The sequence below is a fragment of the Streptomyces sp. NBC_01267 genome, from assembly GCF_036241575.1.
Lineage (GTDB): Bacteria > Actinomycetota > Actinomycetes > Streptomycetales > Streptomycetaceae > Streptomyces.
On sequence record NZ_CP108455.1, the window covers coordinates 1044768 to 1065026 of the forward strand.

At 70.5% G+C, this 20259-nt stretch carries 16 protein-coding genes; 7 read left to right on the forward strand and 9 right to left on the reverse strand.

Annotated elements, in window-relative coordinates:
- Positions 1-2 precede the first annotated feature (2 nt).
- On the reverse strand, positions 3-1502 hold the full coding sequence (locus OG709_RS04890) for an SCO1417 family MocR-like transcription factor (protein WP_250306527.1): 1500 nt from the start codon (positions 1500-1502) through the stop codon (positions 3-5).
- A 102-nt stretch (positions 1503-1604) separates the two neighbouring features.
- On the opposite strand from OG709_RS04890, the gene yczE reads away from it, so the two are divergent.
- The 4 genes from yczE (at position 1605) to OG709_RS04910 (ending at position 5010) form a co-directional block, all read left to right on the forward strand.
- Positions 1605-2252: a membrane protein YczE gene (gene yczE, locus OG709_RS04895; RefSeq protein ID WP_442815334.1), complete on the forward strand. Its 648-nt coding sequence runs from the start codon at positions 1605-1607 to the stop codon at positions 2250-2252.
- Entirely contained in the window at positions 2249-3013 is a 765-nt protein-coding gene (locus OG709_RS04900; protein WP_250306526.1) for a glycerophosphodiester phosphodiesterase, read from the forward strand. The genes yczE and OG709_RS04900 overlap by 4 nt, the downstream gene beginning before the upstream one ends.
- 17 nt (positions 3014-3030) lie before the next feature.
- Positions 3031-4380: an MFS transporter gene (locus tag OG709_RS04905; RefSeq protein ID WP_250306525.1), complete on the forward strand. Its 1350-nt coding sequence runs from the start codon at positions 3031-3033 to the stop codon at positions 4378-4380.
- A 255-nt stretch (positions 4381-4635) separates the two neighbouring features.
- Positions 4636-5010, forward strand: a complete 375-nt coding sequence (locus OG709_RS04910) for an RNA polymerase-binding protein RbpA (RefSeq protein ID WP_161311542.1) — start codon at positions 4636-4638, stop codon at positions 5008-5010.
- Positions 5011-5169: 159 nt separating this feature from the next.
- Here OG709_RS04910 and fxsA read toward each other — a convergent pair whose 3' ends face one another.
- The 4 genes from fxsA to OG709_RS04930 all read right to left on the reverse strand — a co-directional run bounded on the left by fxsA (position 5170) and on the right by OG709_RS04930 (position 9232).
- Positions 5170-5739: an FxsA family membrane protein gene (gene fxsA, locus OG709_RS04915; protein ID WP_250306524.1), complete on the reverse strand. Its 570-nt coding sequence runs from the start codon at positions 5737-5739 to the stop codon at positions 5170-5172.
- 46 nt (positions 5740-5785) lie between these two features.
- The gene (locus tag OG709_RS04920) at positions 5786-6553 is read right to left on the reverse strand and encodes a polyprenol monophosphomannose synthase (protein ID WP_250306523.1); all 768 of its coding nucleotides are present in this window, start codon (positions 6551-6553) and stop codon (positions 5786-5788) included.
- 508 nt (positions 6554-7061) lie between these two features.
- Complete coding sequence (locus OG709_RS04925; RefSeq protein ID WP_266644062.1) at positions 7062-8702, reverse strand: amidohydrolase; 1641 nt, start codon at positions 8700-8702, stop codon at positions 7062-7064.
- Positions 8703-8791: 89 nt separating this feature from the next.
- Entirely contained in the window at positions 8792-9232 is a 441-nt protein-coding gene (locus OG709_RS04930) for an Lrp/AsnC family transcriptional regulator (protein WP_250306521.1), read from the reverse strand.
- 203 nt (positions 9233-9435) lie between these two features.
- Between OG709_RS04930 and OG709_RS04935 the strand changes: the two genes are divergently transcribed.
- Positions 9436-9837 (forward strand): hypothetical protein, encoded by a 402-nt coding sequence (locus tag OG709_RS04935; protein WP_250306520.1) that lies wholly within the window; start codon positions 9436-9438, stop codon positions 9835-9837.
- On the opposite strand, the gene OG709_RS04940 is transcribed toward OG709_RS04935, so the two are convergent.
- From OG709_RS04940 to OG709_RS04950, 3 genes are all read right to left on the reverse strand, one after another.
- Positions 9793-10929: a phosphotransferase family protein gene (locus OG709_RS04940; RefSeq protein WP_329164969.1), complete on the reverse strand. Its 1137-nt coding sequence runs from the start codon at positions 10927-10929 to the stop codon at positions 9793-9795. The genes OG709_RS04935 and OG709_RS04940 overlap by 45 nt on opposite strands.
- Before the next feature lie 40 nt (positions 10930-10969).
- On the reverse strand, positions 10970-12094 hold the full coding sequence (locus OG709_RS04945; RefSeq protein ID WP_250306518.1) for a hypothetical protein: 1125 nt from the start codon (positions 12092-12094) through the stop codon (positions 10970-10972).
- A 411-nt stretch (positions 12095-12505) separates the two neighbouring features.
- Positions 12506-13678 carry an acyl-CoA dehydrogenase family protein gene (locus tag OG709_RS04950; protein WP_250306517.1) on the reverse strand — a complete coding sequence of 391 codons (1173 nt, stop codon included), beginning with the start codon at positions 13676-13678 and terminating at the stop codon, positions 12506-12508.
- Positions 13679-13982: 304 nt separating this feature from the next.
- On the opposite strand from OG709_RS04950, the gene OG709_RS04955 reads away from it, so the two are divergent.
- On the forward strand, positions 13983-15248 hold the full coding sequence (locus tag OG709_RS04955) for a glycoside hydrolase family 18 protein (RefSeq protein WP_266644055.1): 1266 nt from the start codon (positions 13983-13985) through the stop codon (positions 15246-15248).
- A gap of 77 nt (positions 15249-15325) precedes the next feature.
- Here the strand turns inward: OG709_RS04955 and OG709_RS04960 are convergent, their stop codons facing one another.
- Positions 15326-15967, reverse strand: a complete 642-nt coding sequence (locus OG709_RS04960; RefSeq protein WP_266644054.1) for a TetR/AcrR family transcriptional regulator — start codon at positions 15965-15967, stop codon at positions 15326-15328.
- Between the two features lie 550 nt (positions 15968-16517).
- Between OG709_RS04960 and OG709_RS04965 the strand changes: the two genes are divergently transcribed.
- Positions 16518-20216, forward strand: a complete 3699-nt coding sequence (locus OG709_RS04965) for a beta-galactosidase (protein ID WP_329164973.1) — start codon at positions 16518-16520, stop codon at positions 20214-20216.
- Positions 20217-20259: the final 43 nt, after the last annotated feature.

A 20259-nucleotide genomic window follows, 5' to 3' on the forward strand; every position in this document is an offset into this window, starting at 1 on the left:
GGTCAGGCCACGAAGGTCCGCGGGGTGTCGGCGCCGGTGCCCGCGCCCGTCTCGACCAGCCGCGCGGCAGCCGCCAGCCGCTGCGCCGCCTCCTCGGCCACCGGACCGCCGACCGTGAACGGCAGCCGGACGTACCCCTCGAAGGCCCCGTCCACCCCGAAACGGGGCCCCGAGGGAACCCGGACGCCCACCCGCTCGCCGACCTCGGCGAGCCGCGAGCCCGACAGCCCGCCCGTCCGCACCCAGAGCGTCAGCCCGCCGTGCGGGACCTCGAACTCCCAGCCGGGCAGTTCCCTGCGCACCGCGGCGACCAGCGCGTCGCGGTTCTCCCTGGCCTGAGTGCGGCGGATCCCGACGGCTTCCTCCCATCCCCCGGTGCTCATCAGCCAGTTGATGGCGAGTTGCTCCAGCACCGGGGTGCCCAGGTCGGCGTAGGCGCGCGCCGACACCAGGCTGCGGATCACGTCCGGCGCGGCCCGCACCCAGCCGATGCGCATGCCCGCCCAGAACGCCTTGCTCGCCGATCCCACGGTCAGCACCGTGCTGCCCGCCGGGTCGAAGGCGCAGACCGGGCGCGGCATCTCGGTGTCCTCGTCCAGGCGCAGTTCGGTCATGGTCTCGTCGACGACCAGGACGGTCCCCGCCGAGCGTGCGGCGTCCACCAGCCCGCGCCGCTGGTCCTCGTCGGCGAGCGCGCCGGTGGGGTTGTGGAAGTCCGCCACGACGTAGGCGAGCCGGGGAGCGGCGTCGCGCAGCACCTGCCGCCACCGGGGCAGGTCCCAGCCGCTCAGCCCTTCCGCCATCGCGACGGGGACCAGCCGCGCACCGGCCTCGCGCATGAGCTGGAGGATGTTGGCGTACGACGGCGATTCGACGGCGATGCGTTCACCGCGCCCGGCGAAGAGGTGGCAGATGGCGTCCATGGCCCCCATCGCGCCGGTGGTCACCATGATCTGCTCGGGCATCGTCGGGATGCCGCACCCGGTGTAGCGGTCGGCGAGCTTCTGCCGCAGCGCGGGCAGGCCTGCCGGGTAGTCGCCGTGGGTGTGCGCGTACGGCGCCAGCTCACCCAGCGCGCCCTGGACCGCGCGGGTGAGCCAGGGCTCGGGGGCCGGGAGCGCGGCGGTGCCCAGGTCGATCATCGAGCCGAGGGCCTCGGGCGGCAGTGGTTCGAGGCCCCGGGCGGGCAGCGGGTTGCCGGCCGGAACCGCGGTCCAGCTGCCCGCGCCCCTGCGGGATTCCAGGAAGCCCTCGGTGCGCAGCGCCTCGTACGCCGCGGCCACGGTCGTACGGCTGACCGCCAGGGCCACCGCCAGCTCCCGCTCCGCGGGCAGCCGCGCGGCCACCGGGACCCGGCCTTCGAGGACCAGCAGCCGGACGCCGTCGGCGAGTGCCCGGTAGGCGGGGGGCCTGCGGGTGCCCGGCCCGGCGGGCCGGGACTGCTGGGTGCTGAGCTGACGGGCGAGCTGAGCCGCACCCACCGCCGAAGTCCACTGCGCCATGGAATCCAGTCCACCTTCCTGGAATTGGCCATGGTTGGCTCTCAATTCCACGCCACAGAGTGTCATGCATCAGTCCACTACCACCACCACTCGGGGGAAATTTTGTCCAGGAATCTGATATTTCGACTGGTTCAGCTGTACGTCGGCCTGGCGTTGTACGGCGCGAGTTCGGCCCTGCTGGTCCGGGCGGGCCTCGGTCTGGAGCCCTGGGGCGTGCTGCACCAGGGCCTGGCGGAGCTGACCGGCCTGTCGATCGGCACCGTCTCCATCGCCGTCGGCGCGGTCGTCCTGCTGGTGTGGATCCCGCTCAGGCAGCGGCCGGGGCTCGGCACCGTCTCCAATGTCTTCGTCGTCGGCATCGCCATGGACGGTGTACTGGCCCTGGTCCCGGACGTGCACGGCCTCTTCGGCCGGGTCCCGCTGATGGCGGCCGGGATCCTGCTCAACGGCGCGGCCACTGGTCTCTACATCTCCGCCCGCTTCGGCCCCGGCCCGCGGGACGGCCTGATGACCGGGCTGCACCGGCTCACCGGGCGCTCGATCCGGATCGTGCGCACGGCCCTTGAGATCGCGGTCGTCGCCACCGGCTTCGCGCTGGGCGGGACGGTCGGCGTGGGCACGGTCGCGTACGCCCTGGCGATCGGACCGCTCGCCCAGGTCTTCCTGCGGATGTTCACCGCCCCGCCCCCCGGCGACGACACCGGTCCGGCAGCGGCGCGCGTCCCGGAGCGGGTGATACTGCCGGAGTGACTCGCACCCGACACCCCTATCTGGACCACGAGGGCCCGATCCCGTTCGCCCACCGCGGCGGCTCGGCGGACGGCCTGGAGAACACCGCCGCCGCCTTCGGGCGGGCGGCCCGCACCGGCTACCGCTACTTCGAGACCGACGTGCACACCACCTCGGACGGCCGGCTGGTCGCCTTCCACGACGCGACGCTGGACCGGGTCACGGACGCACGGGGCCGGATCGCCGAACTCCCCTGGAGCGAGGTGCGCCGGGCACGGGTGGCGGGCAGCGAACCCCTGCCGCTGTTCGCGGACCTGCTGGAGGAGTTCCCGGAAGCCCGCTGGAACGTCGACGTCAAGGCCGAGCGGGCGCTGGCCCCGCTGATCGAGCTGATCCGCCGGGCCGACGCCTGGGACCGGGTGTGCGTGGGCTCCTTCTCCGAGCGCCGGGTGACCCGGGCACGCCGTCTCGCGGGCCCCCGCCTCGCCACCTCGTACGGGGTGAGCGGCGTCCTGGCGCTGCGACTGCGCTCGTACGGGATCCCGGCCGCCCCGCGCGCGAGCGCCGTGTGCGCCCAGGTCCCCGAGTACCAGGGCCGGATCCGGGTGGTCGACCGCCGCTTCGTACGGGCCGCCCACGCCCGCGGCCTCCAGGTGCACGTCTGGACGGTCAACGATCCGGCGCGGATGGCGGCCCTCCTCGACCTCGGCGTGGATGGCATCATGACCGATCATCTCGAGTCACTGCGCACGGTTCTGACCGAGCGGGGGGCGTGGAACTGACGATCAGGGGGCGCGGGTTGAGCGCTGATACCGCGGTACGCACGGCTGGAGCGGCCGACCGCAGACGCGAGCAGCACGGCTGGTACTTCTACGACTTCGCGTGTTCGGTCTACTCGACGAGTGTGCTCACCGTCTTCCTCGGCCCGTACCTGACGTCGGTCGCCAAGGCGGCTGCGGACGCCGACGGATACGTCCATCCGCTGGGCGTCCCCCTGCGGGCCGGTTCGGTCTTCCCCTACACGGTTTCGGTGTCCGTCGTCGTCGCCGTGGTGCTGATGCCGCTGGCGGGCGCCGTCGCGGACCGTACCGGGCGCAAGAAGCCGCTGCTCGCGACGGCCGCGTACATCGGCGCCACCGCCACGGCCGGAATGTTCTTCCTGGACGGCCACCGCTATTTGCTGGGCGCGCTGCTGCTGATCGTGGCCAACTCCTCGCTGGCCGTGTCGATGGTGCTCTACAACGCCTTCCTCCCGCAGATAGCCGAACCGGACGAGCGCGACGCGGTCTCCTCGCGGGGCTGGGCCTTCGGATACACCTCCGGCGCCTTCGTCCTCGTCCTGGACCTGGTGCTGTATTCGGGTCACGCCCACTTCGGGATCCCGGAGTCCACCGCCGTACGGATCTGTCTGGCATCGGCCGGGGTCTGGTGGGGCGCGTTCACCCTCGTGCCGCTGCGCCGGCTGCGTGACCGGACGGCGACCACGGGCGGCGGGCGCGCCACGGTCGGCGCCGGGTGGCGGCAGCTGACGGCGACGCTCCGGGACATGCGCAGATATCCGCTGACGCTGTCGTTCCTGCTCGCGTACCTGGTCTACAACGACGGCATCCAGACGGTGATCTCGCAGGCCTCCGTGTACGGATCCGAGGAGCTGGGCCTCAGCCAGACCACGCTGATCACGGCCATCCTGCTGGTGCAGGTGCTGGCCGTGGCGGGCGCCCTGGGCATGGGCCGGCTGGCCAGGACGTACGGCGCCAAGCACACCGTCCTGGGCTCGCTCGCCGTCTGGACGCTGATCCTCGGGGCGGGGTACTTCCTGCCCCGAGGCGCACCGGTCTGGTTCTTCCTGCTGGCCGCGGCGATCGGGACGGTGCTCGGCGGGAGCCAGGCGCTGTCCCGCTCGCTGTTCTCGCACCTGGTGCCGCCGGGCAAGGAGGCCGAGTACTTCTCGGCGTACGAGATGAGCGACCGCGGACTGAGCTGGCTGGGACCTCTGGTGTTCGGGCTCGCGTACCAGCTGACCGGCAGTTACCGGGTGGCGATCATCTCATTGCTGATCTTCTTCGTACTGGGTTTCTTCCTGCTGGCGCGGGTACCTGTGAGGGAGGCCGTGACAGCGGCGGGAAACGCGGTACCGGACCGGGTTTAGGCATTGAAGTCAAAGGCCGGTAGTGTACGCCTTTGACTTACCAGGCGGACCGTTACTGCGTGATCATCAATCGAAAACGCAGGGTGACGTCTTTGACCAGATGTGACAAACAGGGCACTGGTGGGTACAACAAGGGGCGGCACGACGGGCGACGCATGACCCGCAACGGGAATCTTTACCGCCGACCGGACGTTGACCGGATGACGACGACAGCGACACCTGTCCTGTGGGCGACAAGCCCGGGAGGCACGATTCATGAGTGAGCGAGCTCTTCGCGGTACGCGCCTCGTGGTGACCAGCTACGAGACCGACCGCGGCATCGACCTGGCCCCGCGCCAGGCGGTGGAGTACGCATGCGAGAACGGACATCGCTTTGAGATGCCGTTCTCTGTAGAGGCGGACATTCCGCCGGAGTGGGAGTGCAAGGCGTGCGGCGCCCAAGCACTCCTGGTAGACGGGGACGGCCCTGAGGAGAAGAAGGGCAAGCCTGCGCGCACACACTGGGACATGCTCATGGAGCGGCGCACCCGCGAGGAGTTGGAGGAGGTGCTGGCCGAGAGGCTGGCCGTTCTCCGCTCCGGCGCCATGAACATTGCTGTGCATCCGCGGGACAGCCGCAAGTCCGCGTAACGCCCAGGCGTTTCGCGTACTGCTACAGCACGGACAAGAGCCACGGGCTCCGGCACACTTCAGGGTGTGCCGGAGCCCGTGGCTCTCCGTGTTGTACGCGTGGCCCGCCCCGCCGGTACGGCGGGGCGGGCCACGGTTTTCGTCGCTACGACGGGCAGGTCACGGGGTGAGCGGCGGGCGCGGACCGTCGTCCTTGCGGGGCTCCGGCTCGTGGTCGTGGATGACTTCGCCCTGGACGACCTTGCCGTCCGGACGGTGCATCCGGGCCTGCTGGAAGGCGCCCCCGAGGGTGCCGGGCGCCGCCTTGTTCATCCGGCGCTCCAGGGAGCGCTCCGCGTACCGGCTCAGCAGTGAACGCACCGGCGGTACGAGCAGCACCAGCCCCACCACGTCGGTGATGGGTCCGGGCAGCATGATCAGCAGGCCGGCGAGCATCAGGAAGCCGTTCCCGTCGCTTCCCCGGTCCTTGGCGGGCTCCGCCCCCGACTGCTGCTGCTGAAGCGTCTCGGTCAGATTGCGGAAGGCCCGGCGCCCCGCCCGCTTGATGACGGCGGCGCCGAGCACGACGCCGCCGACCAGCAGGAAGAGCACCGTGAGTCCGCCCGCCGCGCCGGCCACCAGGATCAGCAGCCAGATTTCGAGTACCAGCCAGGCAGCGATGCCCAGCGGTACGTAGGTGCGTGCGCGGGAGCGCCTGGAAGCAGTCGGGGGCTGTGTGCCGGTCGTCATGCTCCCAGTGTGCCTGGCGGCACGCGCGGGCGGCGGACGGAGGGGTTCAGGAAGGCTGCCGTCCCAGCAGACGGCCGGCCCGGGAGCCGACGCCCCAGGCCGTCACCCGCCACAGCGCCTCGACGACGATGTCACGGCTCATCTTGGAGTCGCCGATCTCTCGCTCGACGAAAGTGATCGGAACTTCCACCACGTGGCAGCCCGCCTCGACGGCGCGGCGGGCGAGGTCCACCTGGAAGCAGTACCCCTGGGAGGACACCTCATCGAGTCCCAGCTCTTCGAGGGTCTCCTTGCGGAAGGCGCGGAAACCGCCGGTGACGTCGCGGATCGGTACGCCCAGAAGCAGCCGCGAGTACGTGCTGCCGCCGCGGGAGAGCATCTCGCGGGACTTGGGCCAGTTGACGACACGTCCGCCGGGCATCCACCGGGAGCCGAGCACCAGGTCGGCGCCCTTCAACGCGGTGAGCAGCCGGGGCAGTTCCTCGGGCTGGTGCGAACCGTCCGCGTCCATCTCCACCAGAACGCCGTACTCGTGCTCGATGCCCCAGCGGAAGCCTGCGAGATACGCGGCGCCGAGACCTTCCTTGCCCTGCCGGTGCAGCACGTGGACCTGGTGGTCCTCCGTGGCGATCTCGTCCACGATCTTTCCGGTGCCGTCCGGGCTGTTGTCGTCGGCGACCAGAATGTCCGCCTCCGGCACCGCGGCGCGCACCCGGGCAACGATCGGCTTGATGTTCTCGGCCTCGTTGTAGGTCGGAATGATGACCAAGGCCTTGCCGAGCGGACCGAAACGCCGCTCACCGCCGTCGTTCACTACTGCCCCTCACTGTGTCCCAACGCAGAGACATCACCCTATCGACCGCGCGGGCAGCGAATTGCAGCCGACTCGGTCGATCGGACTGCCGCAGGAGGGAAGGAACTTCGGATCGGGGCCCGGTGTCCTTCGGGCCGACCTGGGGCCCGCTGGCTGCGGGTCGACCGAGAGCCGTTGTCTACTGAACGTCCGGGCCCCACCCGGGTCACACCTTCCGGCCGGGCGGAATCTCCCTCGCCCCCGAGGCGCGGGCGCTGAACCTGGCTCCCGGTGGCGGCGCACCTGCCGGCGCGCCGCCCCATGACCCAGCGGCGTTCGACGACTGCGTGGAGGTTTCCCGGTCGGACGTCCTGTGGTGGACTCGGCCGAACCTACCCGCCGGTGGCCGCTTTCTGTCAACAGTCGTCCGACCTGCGGTGTTCTGACGAATCAGCAGGTCAGTGCCGAAGATCCGCAGGTGACGGGAGAGCCCTCGGCGCATCGATCGGCGGCAAGAAATGCCCGGATGTCATTCGTTCGGCCTCACGTAGACCGTTCGTCCGAGGACCACCGTCCGCAGACAGACCGGGAGTTCGGCTCCGGGGGTGAGGTCCGGCAGTCCGGGGGTACCGGAGCGCGGGTCGGTCGACCAGCGGGCCACCCGGTCGTCGGGGGCCTGCACCACCAGGTCCGCGGTACGCCAGACCGCGTAGTCGGCGGGGGCGCCGGGCGCCAGAACGCCCGCGTCGTCCCGGCCGATGGACCGCCAGCCGCCCCGGGTGTGGGCGGTGAACGCGGCCCGTACGGAGATCCGGTGGTCCGGGGTCCGGTGGAAGGCCGCGGCGCGCACCGTACCCCAGGGGTCGAGCGGGGTGACGGGGCTGTCGGAGCCGAAGGCCAGGGGGACCCCGGCGCGCAGCATGGCCGCGAACGGGTTGAGGGTGCCGGCCCGTTCGGCGCCCAGGCGCTGTGCGTACATCCCGTCCGGGCCGCCCCAGGCCGCGTCGAAGGCCGGCTGCACGGAGGCGGTCAGCCCCAGCTCGGCGAAGGCGGCGATCGTTTCGGGGGTGAGCATCTCGGCGTGCTCGACACGGTGCCGGGCGGCGCGCACCCGGGCCGTACCGAGCTTTTCAGCGGCGGCCCGGACCCCGTCGACGACCGCGGACACCGCGGCGTCACCGATGGCGTGGAAGCCCGCCTGGAGCCCTTCCTCGGTGCAGGCGGTGACATGCGCGGCGATGTCGGTGGCGTCCAGGTGGGCGGTGCCGGTGTGGGCGGCGTCCGCGTAGGGTTCGTGCAGGCAGGCGGTGTGCGAGCCCAGGGAGCCGTCGACGAAGAGGTCGCCCGCCGCACCGATCGCGCCGAGTTCCCTGATGCGCCGGGCGTCCTTGGCGTCGGCGACCCGGTCGGCCCAGTAGCCGAAGACCCGGGGCCCCTGCTCCTGTTCGGCGAGCCGGAGCAGGCCGGTGAAGTCCTCCTCGTCGGAGATGTCGGGACCACCGCACTCGTGGAGCGCGCCGATGCCGAGGGAGGCCGCCCTCCGGCGGGCGGCGCGCTGCGCCTCCGTGCGCTGCTGCGGGGTGATCTCCGCGTAGGCGGCGGCGCGGACGGCGTGGTGCGCGGCGCCGGTGAGCGGGGCGTCCGGGTGGTATCCGGCCATCGAGGTGATCCGGGGCACCAGATCGAGCATGGCGGTGGAGGCCACGGCCGAGTGGACGTCGACGCGCGGCAGATAGACCGGCCGGCCGCCTGTCGCCTCGTCGAGTTCCGCGCGCGACAGCGGCTGCTCGCCGGGCCACCGCGCCGCGTCCCAGCCGTGGCCGAGCAGCACCCGGTCGCCGGGGCGGTCCGCCGCGTGGGCGCGTACGAGCGCGAGCGCCTCGCCCGGTGTGCGGGCGGCCGACAGGTCGAGGCCGGTGAGGGCGAGACCGGTGGCCGTGGTGTGCACATGCGCATCGGTGAACGCCGGGGTGACCAGGGCGCCTTCGAGGTCGACGACCTCGTCGACCCCCTTCGCGAAGGCGTCCGCCGCCCCTTCGGAGCCCACCCAGGCGATGTGCCCGCGTTCCACGACCATTGCGGTGGCGAAGGGGTCGGCGGGGCTGTGGATGTCTCCACCGCGCAGCAGTACGGTGCGGTGTTCGGCCTGGGGGGCGGTGCTCTCACTCATGGGAACAGTCTCCCGCCTGCGGGCCGGTGCCCGGCGCAGGGGGGGCCGGTACGGCGTGGATCAGGGACCGGGAGCAGGCGGGGAACGCGTCAGATCTGCGGTGGCCGGGCTTCGTACGGGGTGGACAGGACGACGGTCGTACGGGTCGAGACTCCGGCCAGTGACCGGATCCTGGTCAGGAGGTTCTCCAACGCCAGCGGGGTGGGGACACGCACCTTGAGGATGTAGTTCTCGTCACCCGCGACGCTGTGGCACGCCTCGATCTCCGGGACCCCGGCGAGCCGTTCGGCGATGTCGTCGGGGGCGCTGGGGTCGAAGGGCTTCACCGAGATGAACGCGGTGAGCGGCAGCCCCACCGCCTCGGGGTCGACGACCGCGGCGTACCCGCGGATGACACCGCGCTGCTCCAGCCTGCGTACGCGCTGGTGCACCGCCGATGTGGACAGGCCCGTGGCCTTGCCCAGGTCGGTGTAACTCATCCGCCCGTCCTTGACGAGCAACTCCACGATCCGGCGATCCAGCTCCTCCATACGGATCAACCTATGGCCCCAGGTCACTCCAGGCACAGCCGGAGCGGCCGGTAAGGGGGAACTGCGGCAGCCATGTGACGAAGACCACAGGCCTGGAGCCGTGTCCGCGGGGAACGCGCGATTACCGCGCGGACGGGGCGGGAAGTGCTTGCTGTGGTCGAGACCACAGTTTCTGGTCGGCCCACCCGAGGGGGAGATTCTCCATGCAGAAGCTTAAAAGCGTTGATTCCATCGAGCCCGCCGAGCTCGCCGCCATCGAGGACGGTGTCGGCTCCGACGCCTACGACACCTGTGAGATGTACCGGGTGATCTGCCCTGACTGTGCCCAGCCGATCGCACTGCTCGCGGACGAGGACGTCCTGCCGGAGCACGCGCTGTGCGCCAGCCCCTGGAATCCGTTCGGACTCACCGTGTGCGCGGGAACCGGCCGCGCGGCCTCGGAGGCCGTGCCCGCCGACGACTCCCTGGATGCCCAGGAGCAGGACACCGCACTGCTGTTGACGCTCCCCCAGGGCCTCGACTGGCGCAAGCAGCCCTTCTCGCACGTCGGCGGTCCCGGCTCACGCCCCGTCAGGGTCCCGCGGCTGGGCCGCGAAGCCGCCTGACCAGTCGTACGTTCCCCGCACCAGGGCGTCCAGAGAGGCGCGGTGCAGGATCAGCCCATCCGGGTCCTCCGGGACCCGGACCTCACCGAAGTACACCTGGCGGTAGGCGATCCGCAGCATCACGATCGCGTGCCGCAGGGCCGCGTAGAGCAGATGGAACTCCATGTCGCGCGGTGTGTGGCCGGTGAGTTCGGCATAGCGCCGCTCGATGTTCTCCCGGCACAGGAAGTCCGGCAGTCCGCGCTGTCCCGTCCCCTCGGTCAGGTCCTGGAAGAAGCGGTGCAGATAGACGGTCCAGCCGAGGTCCAGCTCGCACGGGCCGTATGCCGCCATTTCCCAGTCGAGCACGGCGGCGGGCGCGAAGCCGTCGTACATGATGTTGCCGATCCGGGCGTCTCCCCAGCAGAGCACCGCCGGGCCCTCGTCCAGCGGCCACAGCGACTCCAGGCGGTCGAAGGCGCTCTCGATCAGCGGTGAGCGGGGCAGCCCGTCCACCACCCAGGCGTAGTAGGCCCGTTGCTCCTGTACGTGCCGGCGCAGCGGGCTGCCGGTGCCGTCCGGGAGCAGGAACTCCGCCTCCGCCGCGGGGAACTGCCCGTGCAGCCCGGACAGGACGCCCAGCATCGCCTCCTCCAGGGCTGCCCGGTCGGCGTCCGTGGCGGAGTGCAGCCAGTTCCCCTCGTACGTGTAGGGCATGACGTCGGGAGGGACCCGGCCCTGTGCCTGCTCCATCACGAAGAACGGCGCACCCAGCGGGCCCGGATCCGTTTCGAGCCAGAGCGCCCGCGGCACCGGGACGCCGGTGTGCTCGGCGACCAGGCGCATCACCCGGTACTGACGCTCCATGTCGTAGGCGGGGAAGACCGTGTACGCGGCCGGGTCGGCGGCCAGGCGCAGCGCGCAGGCGCGGACCGGCGCCGCCGGGTGGTCGACGGTGAAGAGCAGCGTCTCGCTCGACATGCCGTTGGAAGCGGGCGTGGAGAGGTCCGTGACCCGGACGCCCGGCAGCCGGGCGTCGAGCCACCGGGTGATCCTGCGGCCCAGGTCCTGCGGATCGCGGGTGGTGGTGCGGGGGCGTGGTGCCGTGGTCATGGCGGTGCTCCTCGCTCGGGGACGGGTGCCGCGGCTCCGCTCAGGGCGCGACCGATTCGTATCCGGTGAATCCGCTGGGGTCGTGGCGGCCGAAGCTGCCGTGCTCGAAGATGCCGTGGCCCACCTGCCCGTCGAGGGTGAAACGCGCGGCGTGATCGGTGACGCCGAAGGCCGCCGCCGGGTGGGCCGACGGGTCGCTCAGGTCGTAGGCGCGCCGGTCGGTCCAGCCGCGCCCCTGCCAGGTGCCGTGCTGCCAGTCGGTGGCCGGCGGGTAGCCCGCACCGAGCGCCAGCGGCGAGGAGCAGAGGATCTCGACGCCCAGTTCCAGTGGTTCGCGGCCGGGGCCGGTGAGATGGATGACAGCGCGTTCGGGGTGGCGGGTGCCCGGCCGGTAGCCGATGTCGGCCTGTGGCCAGCCGAGTTGGACGTCGCGCCGGCCGTTCCGTACGAGCAGTGCCTCGCTCAGGGTGCGGTAGCCGTCGGCGTCCTCCTGGGCGATGACCATCATGAATCTGTCCTCGAACCGGACCGGGGCCCAGATCCAGTGGAAGCCTTCGGGGCGCTGCTCGGCGGCGGCACGCCCGCCCTCCTCGCCGGGGATGGGCCGCACGCCCCAGCTCCGGTCGCGGGTGCCCGTCCACTCCCCCGCCGCGAGCCGGATCTCCGTACCACCGGCCCGTACGGTCCCGGTACAGCTGCCCGCCTGGACGAAGCGGCGGCCTTCGAGCATCAGCCGCTCGCCGCGCCGCTGGACGTGGTGCGGCTCCCAGACGGCGGGGAAGTCGGCGGTCCACTCGATGTCGAACGAGAGCGAGTCCGGGTCGGCGGGATCGGCGTCGCAGTGCAGGGACAGCCGGCGCAGCGGGGTGTCGACCGTGATGCGCAGCGGGCCCACGGCGAGGTTCGTCCGGTCGTCGGTGAGGGCGTCCGACGCGCGCACCGCGAGGAGCCGGTCGCCGCTGCGCAGCGTGGCATAGGCGTCGATCACACCCGTGTTGGGGTAGACGCCGAGGCCCACGATCAGGAGCGCCGTGCCGTGATGGTCGAAGACGTGGAAGATGCACCGGTCGTAGGCGTTGCGGTCGCCCGTCGCGACATGCTTCATCGACAACGGCACCTGGTGGACGGGGTATTCGTCGAGCGCTACCGGACGGTCGTCGGTCACGGCATCCTCCTGGCGGCAGGGGAGATGACGGTACGTCAGAAAGCGTGCGGGCGGCCATACCCGGACCGCCACCGGAATCACCGGCGCGGGCGTGGGCGCCGGATCGCGCGAGGGCGGACGGGTCGCTCCGTCGCGCACCCTCACCGCGCGAACAGACGCCCGACGCGGGCGGGCGGTGACCCGGCGCCGCCGTCCCCCGTTGACCCGGCATGACTCTTCTGCACTACGGGGCCGGGGCAGGACGGCGCCGGCTCGTCGCAGCCGCGCCTGAAGAATCGCTTCCGCAGGTCGTGGACGCGCCCATCTACCAGGCGCTGGTCAGCCAGTGGGTGCGCGCGGGCAGGACCCTGCCGGGCCGCCGGGACCAGGAATGGGCACGCCTGACCGCGGCCGGTGTGCGGCCGGGGCAGTTCAGTGCGACTCCGGACCCGCGAGATGGCGGGCGATGACCATCCGCTGGATCTGATTGGTGCCCTCGACGATCTGCAGCACCTTGGCTTCCCGCATGAACCGCTCGACCGGGAAGTCCGCCGTGTACCCGTAGCCGCCGAGCACCTGAACGGCGTCGGTGGTGACCCGCATCGCCGCGTCCGTACAGAAGAGTTTGGCCATGGCGGCCTGCCGGGAGAAGGGACGCCCGGCGTCCCTCAGCCGGGCCGCGGCGAGGTAGAGCGCGCGGCCCGCCTCGATCTGCGTGGCCATGTCGGCGAGCATGAAGCGCAGGCCCTGGAAGTCCGCGATGGGGCGGCCGAACTGCCGTCTCCCGGTCGCGTACTCGACCGCCTCGTCCAGTGCCGCCTGGGCGACGCCGATGGCGCAGGCGGCGATGCCGAGCCGCCCGGAGTCGAGCGCGGACAGCGCGATGGCGAAGCCCTGGCCCTCCTCGCCGATCCGCCGCGCATCGGACACCCGGACCCCGTCGAAGTGCAGTTGGGCGGTGGGCGAGCCCTTCATCCCCATCTTCTTCTCGGGAACCGCGGCGTCCAGTCCGTCGGCATCACCCGGCACCAGGAAGGCCGAGATGCCCCGGGCCCCGTCTCCGCCGGTACGCGCCAGGACCGTGTAGAAGTCCGCGATTCCGCCGTGGGTGATCCACGCCTTGGTCCCGGTGATGATCCATTCGTCGCCCTCGCGCACGGCCTTCGTCCGCAGCGAGGCGGCGTCGGAACCGGATGCGGGCTCGGAGAGGCAGTACGCACCGAGGAGCCCGCCGCCGAGCATCGCGGGCAGCTGGGCGGCCTGCTGCTCCTTGGTGCCGTACCCGGCAAGCGCGTGGCAGGCGAGGGAGTGGACGCTGACACCCAGACCGATCGTCAGCCGCGCCGAAGCCAGCTCTTCGAGGACCTGGAGGTAGACCTCGTACGGCTGGTCACCACCGCCGTGGGCGGAGTCGTAAGGGAGGCCGAGCAGCCCGGCTTCGGAGAGCAGCGTGAAGATCTCACGCGGGAACCGGCCGGCTTCCTCCTCGGCCGCCGCACCGGGCGCGATCTCCCGCTGGACGATGTCGCGCACCAGCGCGATCAGGTCTCGGGACTCCTCGGTGGGCAACTGCCGGTCCACCAACTGCGGGGCGCGGTCGGACATGGCGACGCTCTCCTCCCTGTCGGGCACTGCGGCGTACGCGCGGCCAGGGTGTGGCGACGCCGCCGGGTCTCACCTTCGGCCGATGCTGCCCTCCCGGATCGCGGAAGGGGCTGACCAGAGGCTGTGGCGGCTTGAGTATGCCCGATCGGCGGACTTCCGTCACGGGGGCCAGATTGGTCCGAACCATTGACCTCACTGGTCTAGTCCTTCTACCTTCCCCCTAGCGGCTTTTCGCGTTCATGCCAAAACGGCGCTACCGCTCAGTTCCCCCACCTTCCGTTCCCCTCCCCCACGAGGAGACAGCATGTTCGGACGATTCCATCCACGGGCCCGGTTCCGGGCCCTTCTCGCCGCCACCTGTACGGCAGCTCTCGGCTTCACCCTGCTCGCGGGCGCCGGCAGTGCGTCGGCCGGCGAGAACACCGCACCGGTCGCCGCCAAGGCCCCCGCGGGCAGCAAGGTAGCCGCAGGCAGCAAGGTCGTCGGATACTTCGCCGACTGGGACGTCTACCAGCGCAACTACCAGGTCAAGAACATCCAGACCTCGGGCTCGGCCGACAAGCTCACGCACATCAACTACGCCTTCGGCAATGTGACCGGCGGCAAGTGCGCGATCGGCGACGCCTACGCCGACTACCAGAAGACCTACGACGCGTCCTCCAGCGTGGACGGCACCGCCGACACCTGGGACCAGCCCGTCGCGGGCAACTTCAACCAGTTGCGCGAACTCAAGAAGCTGCATCCGAACCTCAAGATCATCTGGTCCTTCGGCGGCTGGACCTGGTCCGGCGGCTTCGCACAGGCAGCCCAGGACCCGGCCGGCTTCGCACAGTCCTGCTACAACCTGGTCAAGGACTCGCGGTGGGCCGATGTCTTCGACGGCATCGACATCGACTGGGAGTACCCCAACGCCTGCGGTCTCACCTGCGACACCAGCGGGGCAGCCGCCTTCAAGAACGTGATGGCCGCCCTGCGCGCCAAGTTCGGCTCGTCCAGCCTGGTCACCGCGGCCATCACCGCTGACGCCTCGGACGGCGGCAAGATGGACGCCGCCGACTACGCGGGCGCCGCGCAGTACGTCGACTGGTACAACCCGATGACGTACGACTACTTCGGAGCCTGGGACGCCCAGGGCCCCACGGCCCCGCACTCCCCGCTCACCTCCTACACCGGCATCCCGAAGGAGGGCTTCAACACCGACGCCACCATCACCAAGCTCAAGGGCCTCGGCGTCCCGGCGGACAAGCTGCTGCTCGGCATCGGCTTCTACGGCCGCGGCTGGACCGGCGTCACCCAGGACGCCCCCGGCGGCACGGCCACCGGACCGGCCCCCGGCACGTACGAACAGGGCATCGAGGACTACAAGGTCCTCAAGAACACCTGCCCCGCCACCAGCACCGTCGCCGGTACCGCGTACGCCAGGTGCGGCTCGAACTGGTGGAGCTACGACACCCCGGCCACCATCGCCGGGAAGATGGCCTACAAGAACCAGCAGGGCCTCGGCGGGACCTTCCTCTGGGAGCTCAGCGGTGACACCTCCAACGGTGAGCTGATCCACGCCATCAGCTGACACCGCTCACGCAGAACGAGGGGGTGGGGAGCCCGACGGCTCCCCACCCCCCTTCCGCTCACGCCGTGCGCGGCCCGTCACTCCGCGGGTGGCGGCGAGGGGCACTCGGGGACGAACTCGCCAATGGTGTCGAGGGTGTTGCGCAACATCCTGACCAACAGTTCACGGACCGTCTCCCGGACCATGTCCGGCTGCCCCAGCCAGTCGAGCGCGACCCCCTCCACCGCGTTGAGCCAGCCCAGCAGCGCCAGCCTGGCCAGCGGCGGGATGTTCCGGTGCCCGTACGCACCCTCCGCGATGGTGGCGATCAGCTCCTCGCGCACCGCGCCGCGCAGCGCCTGCACCTGGGTGTCGAAGCCGACTCCCCCGGTCACGATGGTGCGGAAGGCCGCCTTGTTGTGCTGGGCGTAGAGCAGATAGCCCTCGATGGTGCGGTGCACGCGGTCGGCGCGGGGAAGGTCGGTGCCGCCGGCCGCGCGGGCCACCAGATCGGCCACCGAATCCTCGACGATGGCGAAGTAGTAGCCGCGTTTGCTCTTGAAGTAGTAGTAGATGAGCCCTTTCGCGACTCCCGCGTGCTGGGCGATGTCATCCATCGACAGCACGTCGTAAGCCGTGTCGGCGAACAGTCTCCGGCCGATGACGATGAGCTCCTTGCGGCGGAGCTGGGACCGCTCGGTCGGTACGCGCTGTTGAAGGGGGAGTCCACTCTGCTTCACCTTCGGCCCCAGTCTGCCGCCGTCTCGGAATCCCGAAGTATGGCAGACCTCACCTCTGGCCAAACATGCACGTCCGCAGGGCTGTTGGCCGGGATCCCCGGGCGTTCCGACGAGCGAGCAGCACCTCACATCCGAAGAGGCGGCAACGGGAAGGCATACCCCGCCCGTGAGCGAATCTGTTGGAAAGTATTGAGATCAGTGCGGATCTGCGCTTCAATTTGCGCGCGACGAGTCCATCTCATGTGCCGCGGACCACTCATCCCCTGAGGGTGTAGGGCCGCAGGCCCGCGGCGACGACGGGAGCGTGCACATGCGGATGATCCACGGATCGACGCGGCCGGGTGCGTCGATCAACGCATCCTCGCCGTAACTGCTCACGGAACGAGGCGCGTTGTTCGCCACCGGCGTCTCGCCGGCGTACGCCTCAGCGTTCGGCTCTCTTTCGTCGCCTTTCCCACGTACCGCGTCGACGAACTCTGATCGCTCCTGATTCCGCGGCACCCAAGCAGGGGCGCTTCACCGTGTTGTGACCCATCTAGTGGAGGTTCCCATGAGCTCGAGAGGTATAAGACGCCGGCTCCTGCACCGCTGTCTGGCAACCGGTACGGCCGTCGCCCTGCTCGGCGGCCTGAGCGTGGCCGCGGGTACGACTGCGGCGTCGCAGCCCACGGCGGCCCCGACCGGCCGGTCCGCGAGCCCTGCGGGTGCGGCGCATTCGGTGACGTACGACGGTTACTCGTATCTGATCGACGGCAAGCGGACCTATCTGTGGGCCGGTGAGTTCCACTACTTCCGGCTGCCCAGCCAGGGCGAGTGGTTCGACGTGCTGCAGAAGATGAAGGCGGCCGGCTTCAACGCGGTGTCGCTGTACTTCGACTGGGGCTACCACTCGTCCGCGCCCGGGGTCTACGACTTCACCGGCGTGCGTGACGTGGACAAGCTGCTGGACATGGCGGACCAGCTCGGCATCTACGTGATCGCCCGTCCCGGCCCGTACATCAACGCCGAGGTGGACGGCGGCGGATTCCCCGCCTGGCTGCACAACAAGGTCGACGAGACCCGTACCACCGACCCGAAGTGGCTGAAGTACTCCGACGAGTGGATGACGAAGATCGACCGCATCATCGCCCGCCACCAACTCACCAACGGCACCGGCACGGTGATCCAGTACCAGGTCGAGAACGAGTTCTACGACAGCGGACCCGGCGACCGCGCGTACATGAAGCACCTGGAGGACAAGGCCAGGGCGGACGGCATCAGCGTGCCCCTGGTCGGCAACAACGACGGTACGTTCAATTCCGGCACGGGCGCCCTGGACGTGGACGCGGTCGATTCCTACCCGCTGGGCTTCGACTGCTCCAACCCGTCGCACTGGGAGGGCGTGCCGGACATCAGTTACGACCACCCGGCCGGAAAGCCGCTGGTGACCGCGGAGTTCCAGGGCGGCGCGTTCGACTGGTGGGGCGGCCCCGGCTACGACAAGTGCGCGCAGCTGGTCAACGACAAGTTCGCCGACGTGTTCTACAAGCAGAACCTCGCGGTCGGCGCGACCATGCAGAACCTCTACATGACCTACGGCGGCACCAACTGGGGCTGGCTGGGCATGATGAGCCACTACACGTCGTACGACTACGGCGCCGCGATCCGCGAGACGCGCCAGCTCGACCCGAAGTACGACCAGGACAAGCTGATCGGCTACTTCACCCAGGCCGTCGCCCCGCTCACCAAGACCGACGCGCTGCCCGCGGTCCCGACCGACAATCCCAAGGTGCTGGACACCGCTCGGGCCAATCCGGACACCGGTACGCAGTTCCACGTGCTGCGGCACACCGACTCCACCGCGACGAGCACCGACAGCGCGCATCTGAAGCTCGACCTCGGTGCGCACACGTACACCGTCCCGCAGCAGTCCGGCACGTCCCTGACCCTGAACGGCCGTGAGTCCTCGATCGTCGTCGCGAACTACGACCTCGGCAGCAACAACCTGATGCGCTACTCCACCTCCCAGATCATGACGAACGCCACCATCGGCGGGCGCGAGGTCGCGGTCCTCTACGGCGACCACGACTCGGACGGCGAGACGGTCCTGCACTACGACACGAAGCCCACCGTCACCTCCACCGGCGGCAGCGTCACCTCCACCTGGGACGCGGACACCGGCGATCTGCGGCTCGACTACCGGCACACCGGCCTGACCCGGGTCCAGATCAGCGGCGGCGGCCGCCCGCTCCAGCTGCTGCTCGCCGACACCGCGACCGCCAAGACCTTCTGGCGGCAGGACACCGCGGCCGGCCCGGTCCTGGTCCGCGGTACCCACCTGCTGCGCGGCGCCTCGCGCGAGGCAGGAACCCTCGCCCTCAACGGCGACATCGGCAGCGACGGCTCCGTCGAGGTCTGGTCCACGGCCAACTCCCTCACCTGGAACGGCCGGAAGGTCCACACCGGCGTCGGGAAGGACGGCAGCCTCACCGCCACGCTCCCCACCGCCGCCGATGTCTCCGTGCCCGCGCTCACCGGCTGGAAGCACACCCAGGAGTCGCCGGAATCGCAGCCCGGCTTCAACGACTCGTCCTGGCAGGTGGCCGACAGAACCACGTCGAAGATCACCACTCCGGCCACCCTTCCGGTGCTGTCCGCCGACGACTACGGCTTCCACACGGGATCCACCTGGTACCGCGGCCGGTTCACCGGAGACGACGGGACGACCGGCGTCACCCTGTCCACCCGGAGCAGCGGCGCGGCGGCGGCCTCCTCCGTGTGGCTCAACGGCACCTTCCTCGGCAGCTCCACCGCCGACGGCCCGAAGACCTACACCTTCCCGCCGGGCACCCTCAAGAACGGGGGCGACAACGTTATCTCCGTCCTCACCGTGAACATGGGACATGACGAGAACTGGGGACGGTCCGACCCCAGCACCGTCCGCGGGCTGACCGGCGCCACTCTGGTCGGGGACGCACCGAGCACCATCACCTGGCGGCTGCAGGGCGTACGCGGCGGGGAGACCCCGGTCGACACCGTGCGCGGCCCGCTGGCCACCGGCGGTCTGTACGGCGAGCGCGCCGGCTGGATGCTGCCCGGCTACCCGACCGACCAGTGGAAGCCGACCACCCTGCCCGCCACCGACACCGCCCCCGGCGTCTCCTGGTACACCACCGACGCGAACCTGCACCTGCCCAAGGGCCAGGACACCTCGCTCGGCCTCACCCTCACCGACGATCCGTCCCGCAAGTACCGCGCCGAGATCTACGTCAACGGCTGGCACATGGGCAACTACGTCAACTACCTGGGCCCGCAGCACAGTTTCCCGATTCCGAACGGGGTGCTCGACCCGAACGGGAACAACCGGATCGCCATCGCCGTGTGGAACCTCGACGAGAGCACCGGCGGCCTGGGCAAGGTCGAGCTCACCAAGTACGGCAGCTACGCCTCCTCACTGGCCGTCGCGCAGAACGACAGCCCCCGCTACGACAAGACGCGGTACGCCATGCCCTCCGCGCACCAGCCCTCGGTCGCCCTCCAGGTGCCCGGATCGGTGGCGGGCGGCCAGTCCTTCACCGCGACCGCGACCGTCAGCATGCCTGCCGGCGCACCCCCGGCCACCAAGGTGACCGCCGCGCTCGCGGCGCCCGACGGCTGGACCGTCGGCCCGCCCAGCGCGGTCGCCGGCCCCGTACGGATACCCGGCGGGAGATCGGCCACGTACACCTGGCACGTCACCGCCTCTGCCTCCCCCGGTCAGGTGAACCCGCTCATCGCCACCGTGCGCTTCGTCCGGGGCGGCCGGTCGCAGACCGCCACCGACGAGCGGATCATCGGGCCGTTCCGGCTCCCGCAGTCGAAGATGTCGGTGGTCCACGCGGACAGTCAGGAGACCTCCGGCGAGCACGCCCCGGCCACCAACGTCCTCGACGGCGACCCGGGCACCTACTGGCACACCCAGTGGTCCGGCACGGTCGCACCGATGCCGCACGAGATCCAGCTCGACCTCGGCGGCGACAACACCGTGTCCTGCCTGTACTACCTGCCACGCCAGGACGGCGCCAACGGCCGCATCGCCACGTACGAGGTGTACACCAGCAAGGACGGCGCCACCTGGGGCAACCCGGTCGCCACCGGAACCTGGACCAACACCTCCGCGGAACAGAAGGCCTGCTTCACCCCGGTCGGCGCGCACTACGTCCGGCTTCGCGCGCTCAGCGAGGTAAACGGCAATCCGTACACCTCGGCGGCCGAGATCAACGTCGGCTGAGCGGGTACTCCTGGTAGATCCAGGGGCTGCACGACGACGGCCT

Bases quoted from the DNA above. Each gene is read 5' to 3' on its own strand.
- OG709_RS04890 (WP_250306527.1), bottom strand. From the start codon at position 1,502: ATGGCGCAGTGGACTTCGGCGGTGGGTGCGGCTCAGCTCGCCCGTCAG.
- OG709_RS04910 (WP_161311542.1), top strand. From the start codon at position 4,636: ATGAGTGAGCGAGCTCTTCGCGGTACGCGCCTCGTGGTGACCAGCTAC.
- fxsA (WP_250306524.1), bottom strand. From the start codon at position 5,739: ATGACGACCGGCACACAGCCCCCGACTGCTTCCAGGCGCTCCCGCGCA.
- OG709_RS04925 (WP_266644062.1), bottom strand. From the start codon at position 8,702: ATGAGTGAGAGCACCGCCCCCCAGGCCGAACACCGCACCGTACTGCTG.
- OG709_RS04930 (WP_250306521.1), bottom strand. From the start codon at position 9,232: ATGGAGGAGCTGGATCGCCGGATCGTGGAGTTGCTCGTCAAGGACGGG.
- OG709_RS04935 (WP_250306520.1), top strand. From the start codon at position 9,436: ATGCAGAAGCTTAAAAGCGTTGATTCCATCGAGCCCGCCGAGCTCGCC.
- OG709_RS04940 (WP_329164969.1), bottom strand. From the start codon at position 10,929: ATGACCACGGCACCACGCCCCCGCACCACCACCCGCGATCCGCAGGAC.
- OG709_RS04950 (WP_250306517.1), bottom strand. From the start codon at position 13,678: ATGTCCGACCGCGCCCCGCAGTTGGTGGACCGGCAGTTGCCCACCGAG.
- OG709_RS04955 (WP_266644055.1), top strand. From the start codon at position 13,983: ATGTTCGGACGATTCCATCCACGGGCCCGGTTCCGGGCCCTTCTCGCC.
- OG709_RS04965 (WP_329164973.1), top strand. From the start codon at position 16,518: ATGAGCTCGAGAGGTATAAGACGCCGGCTCCTGCACCGCTGTCTGGCA.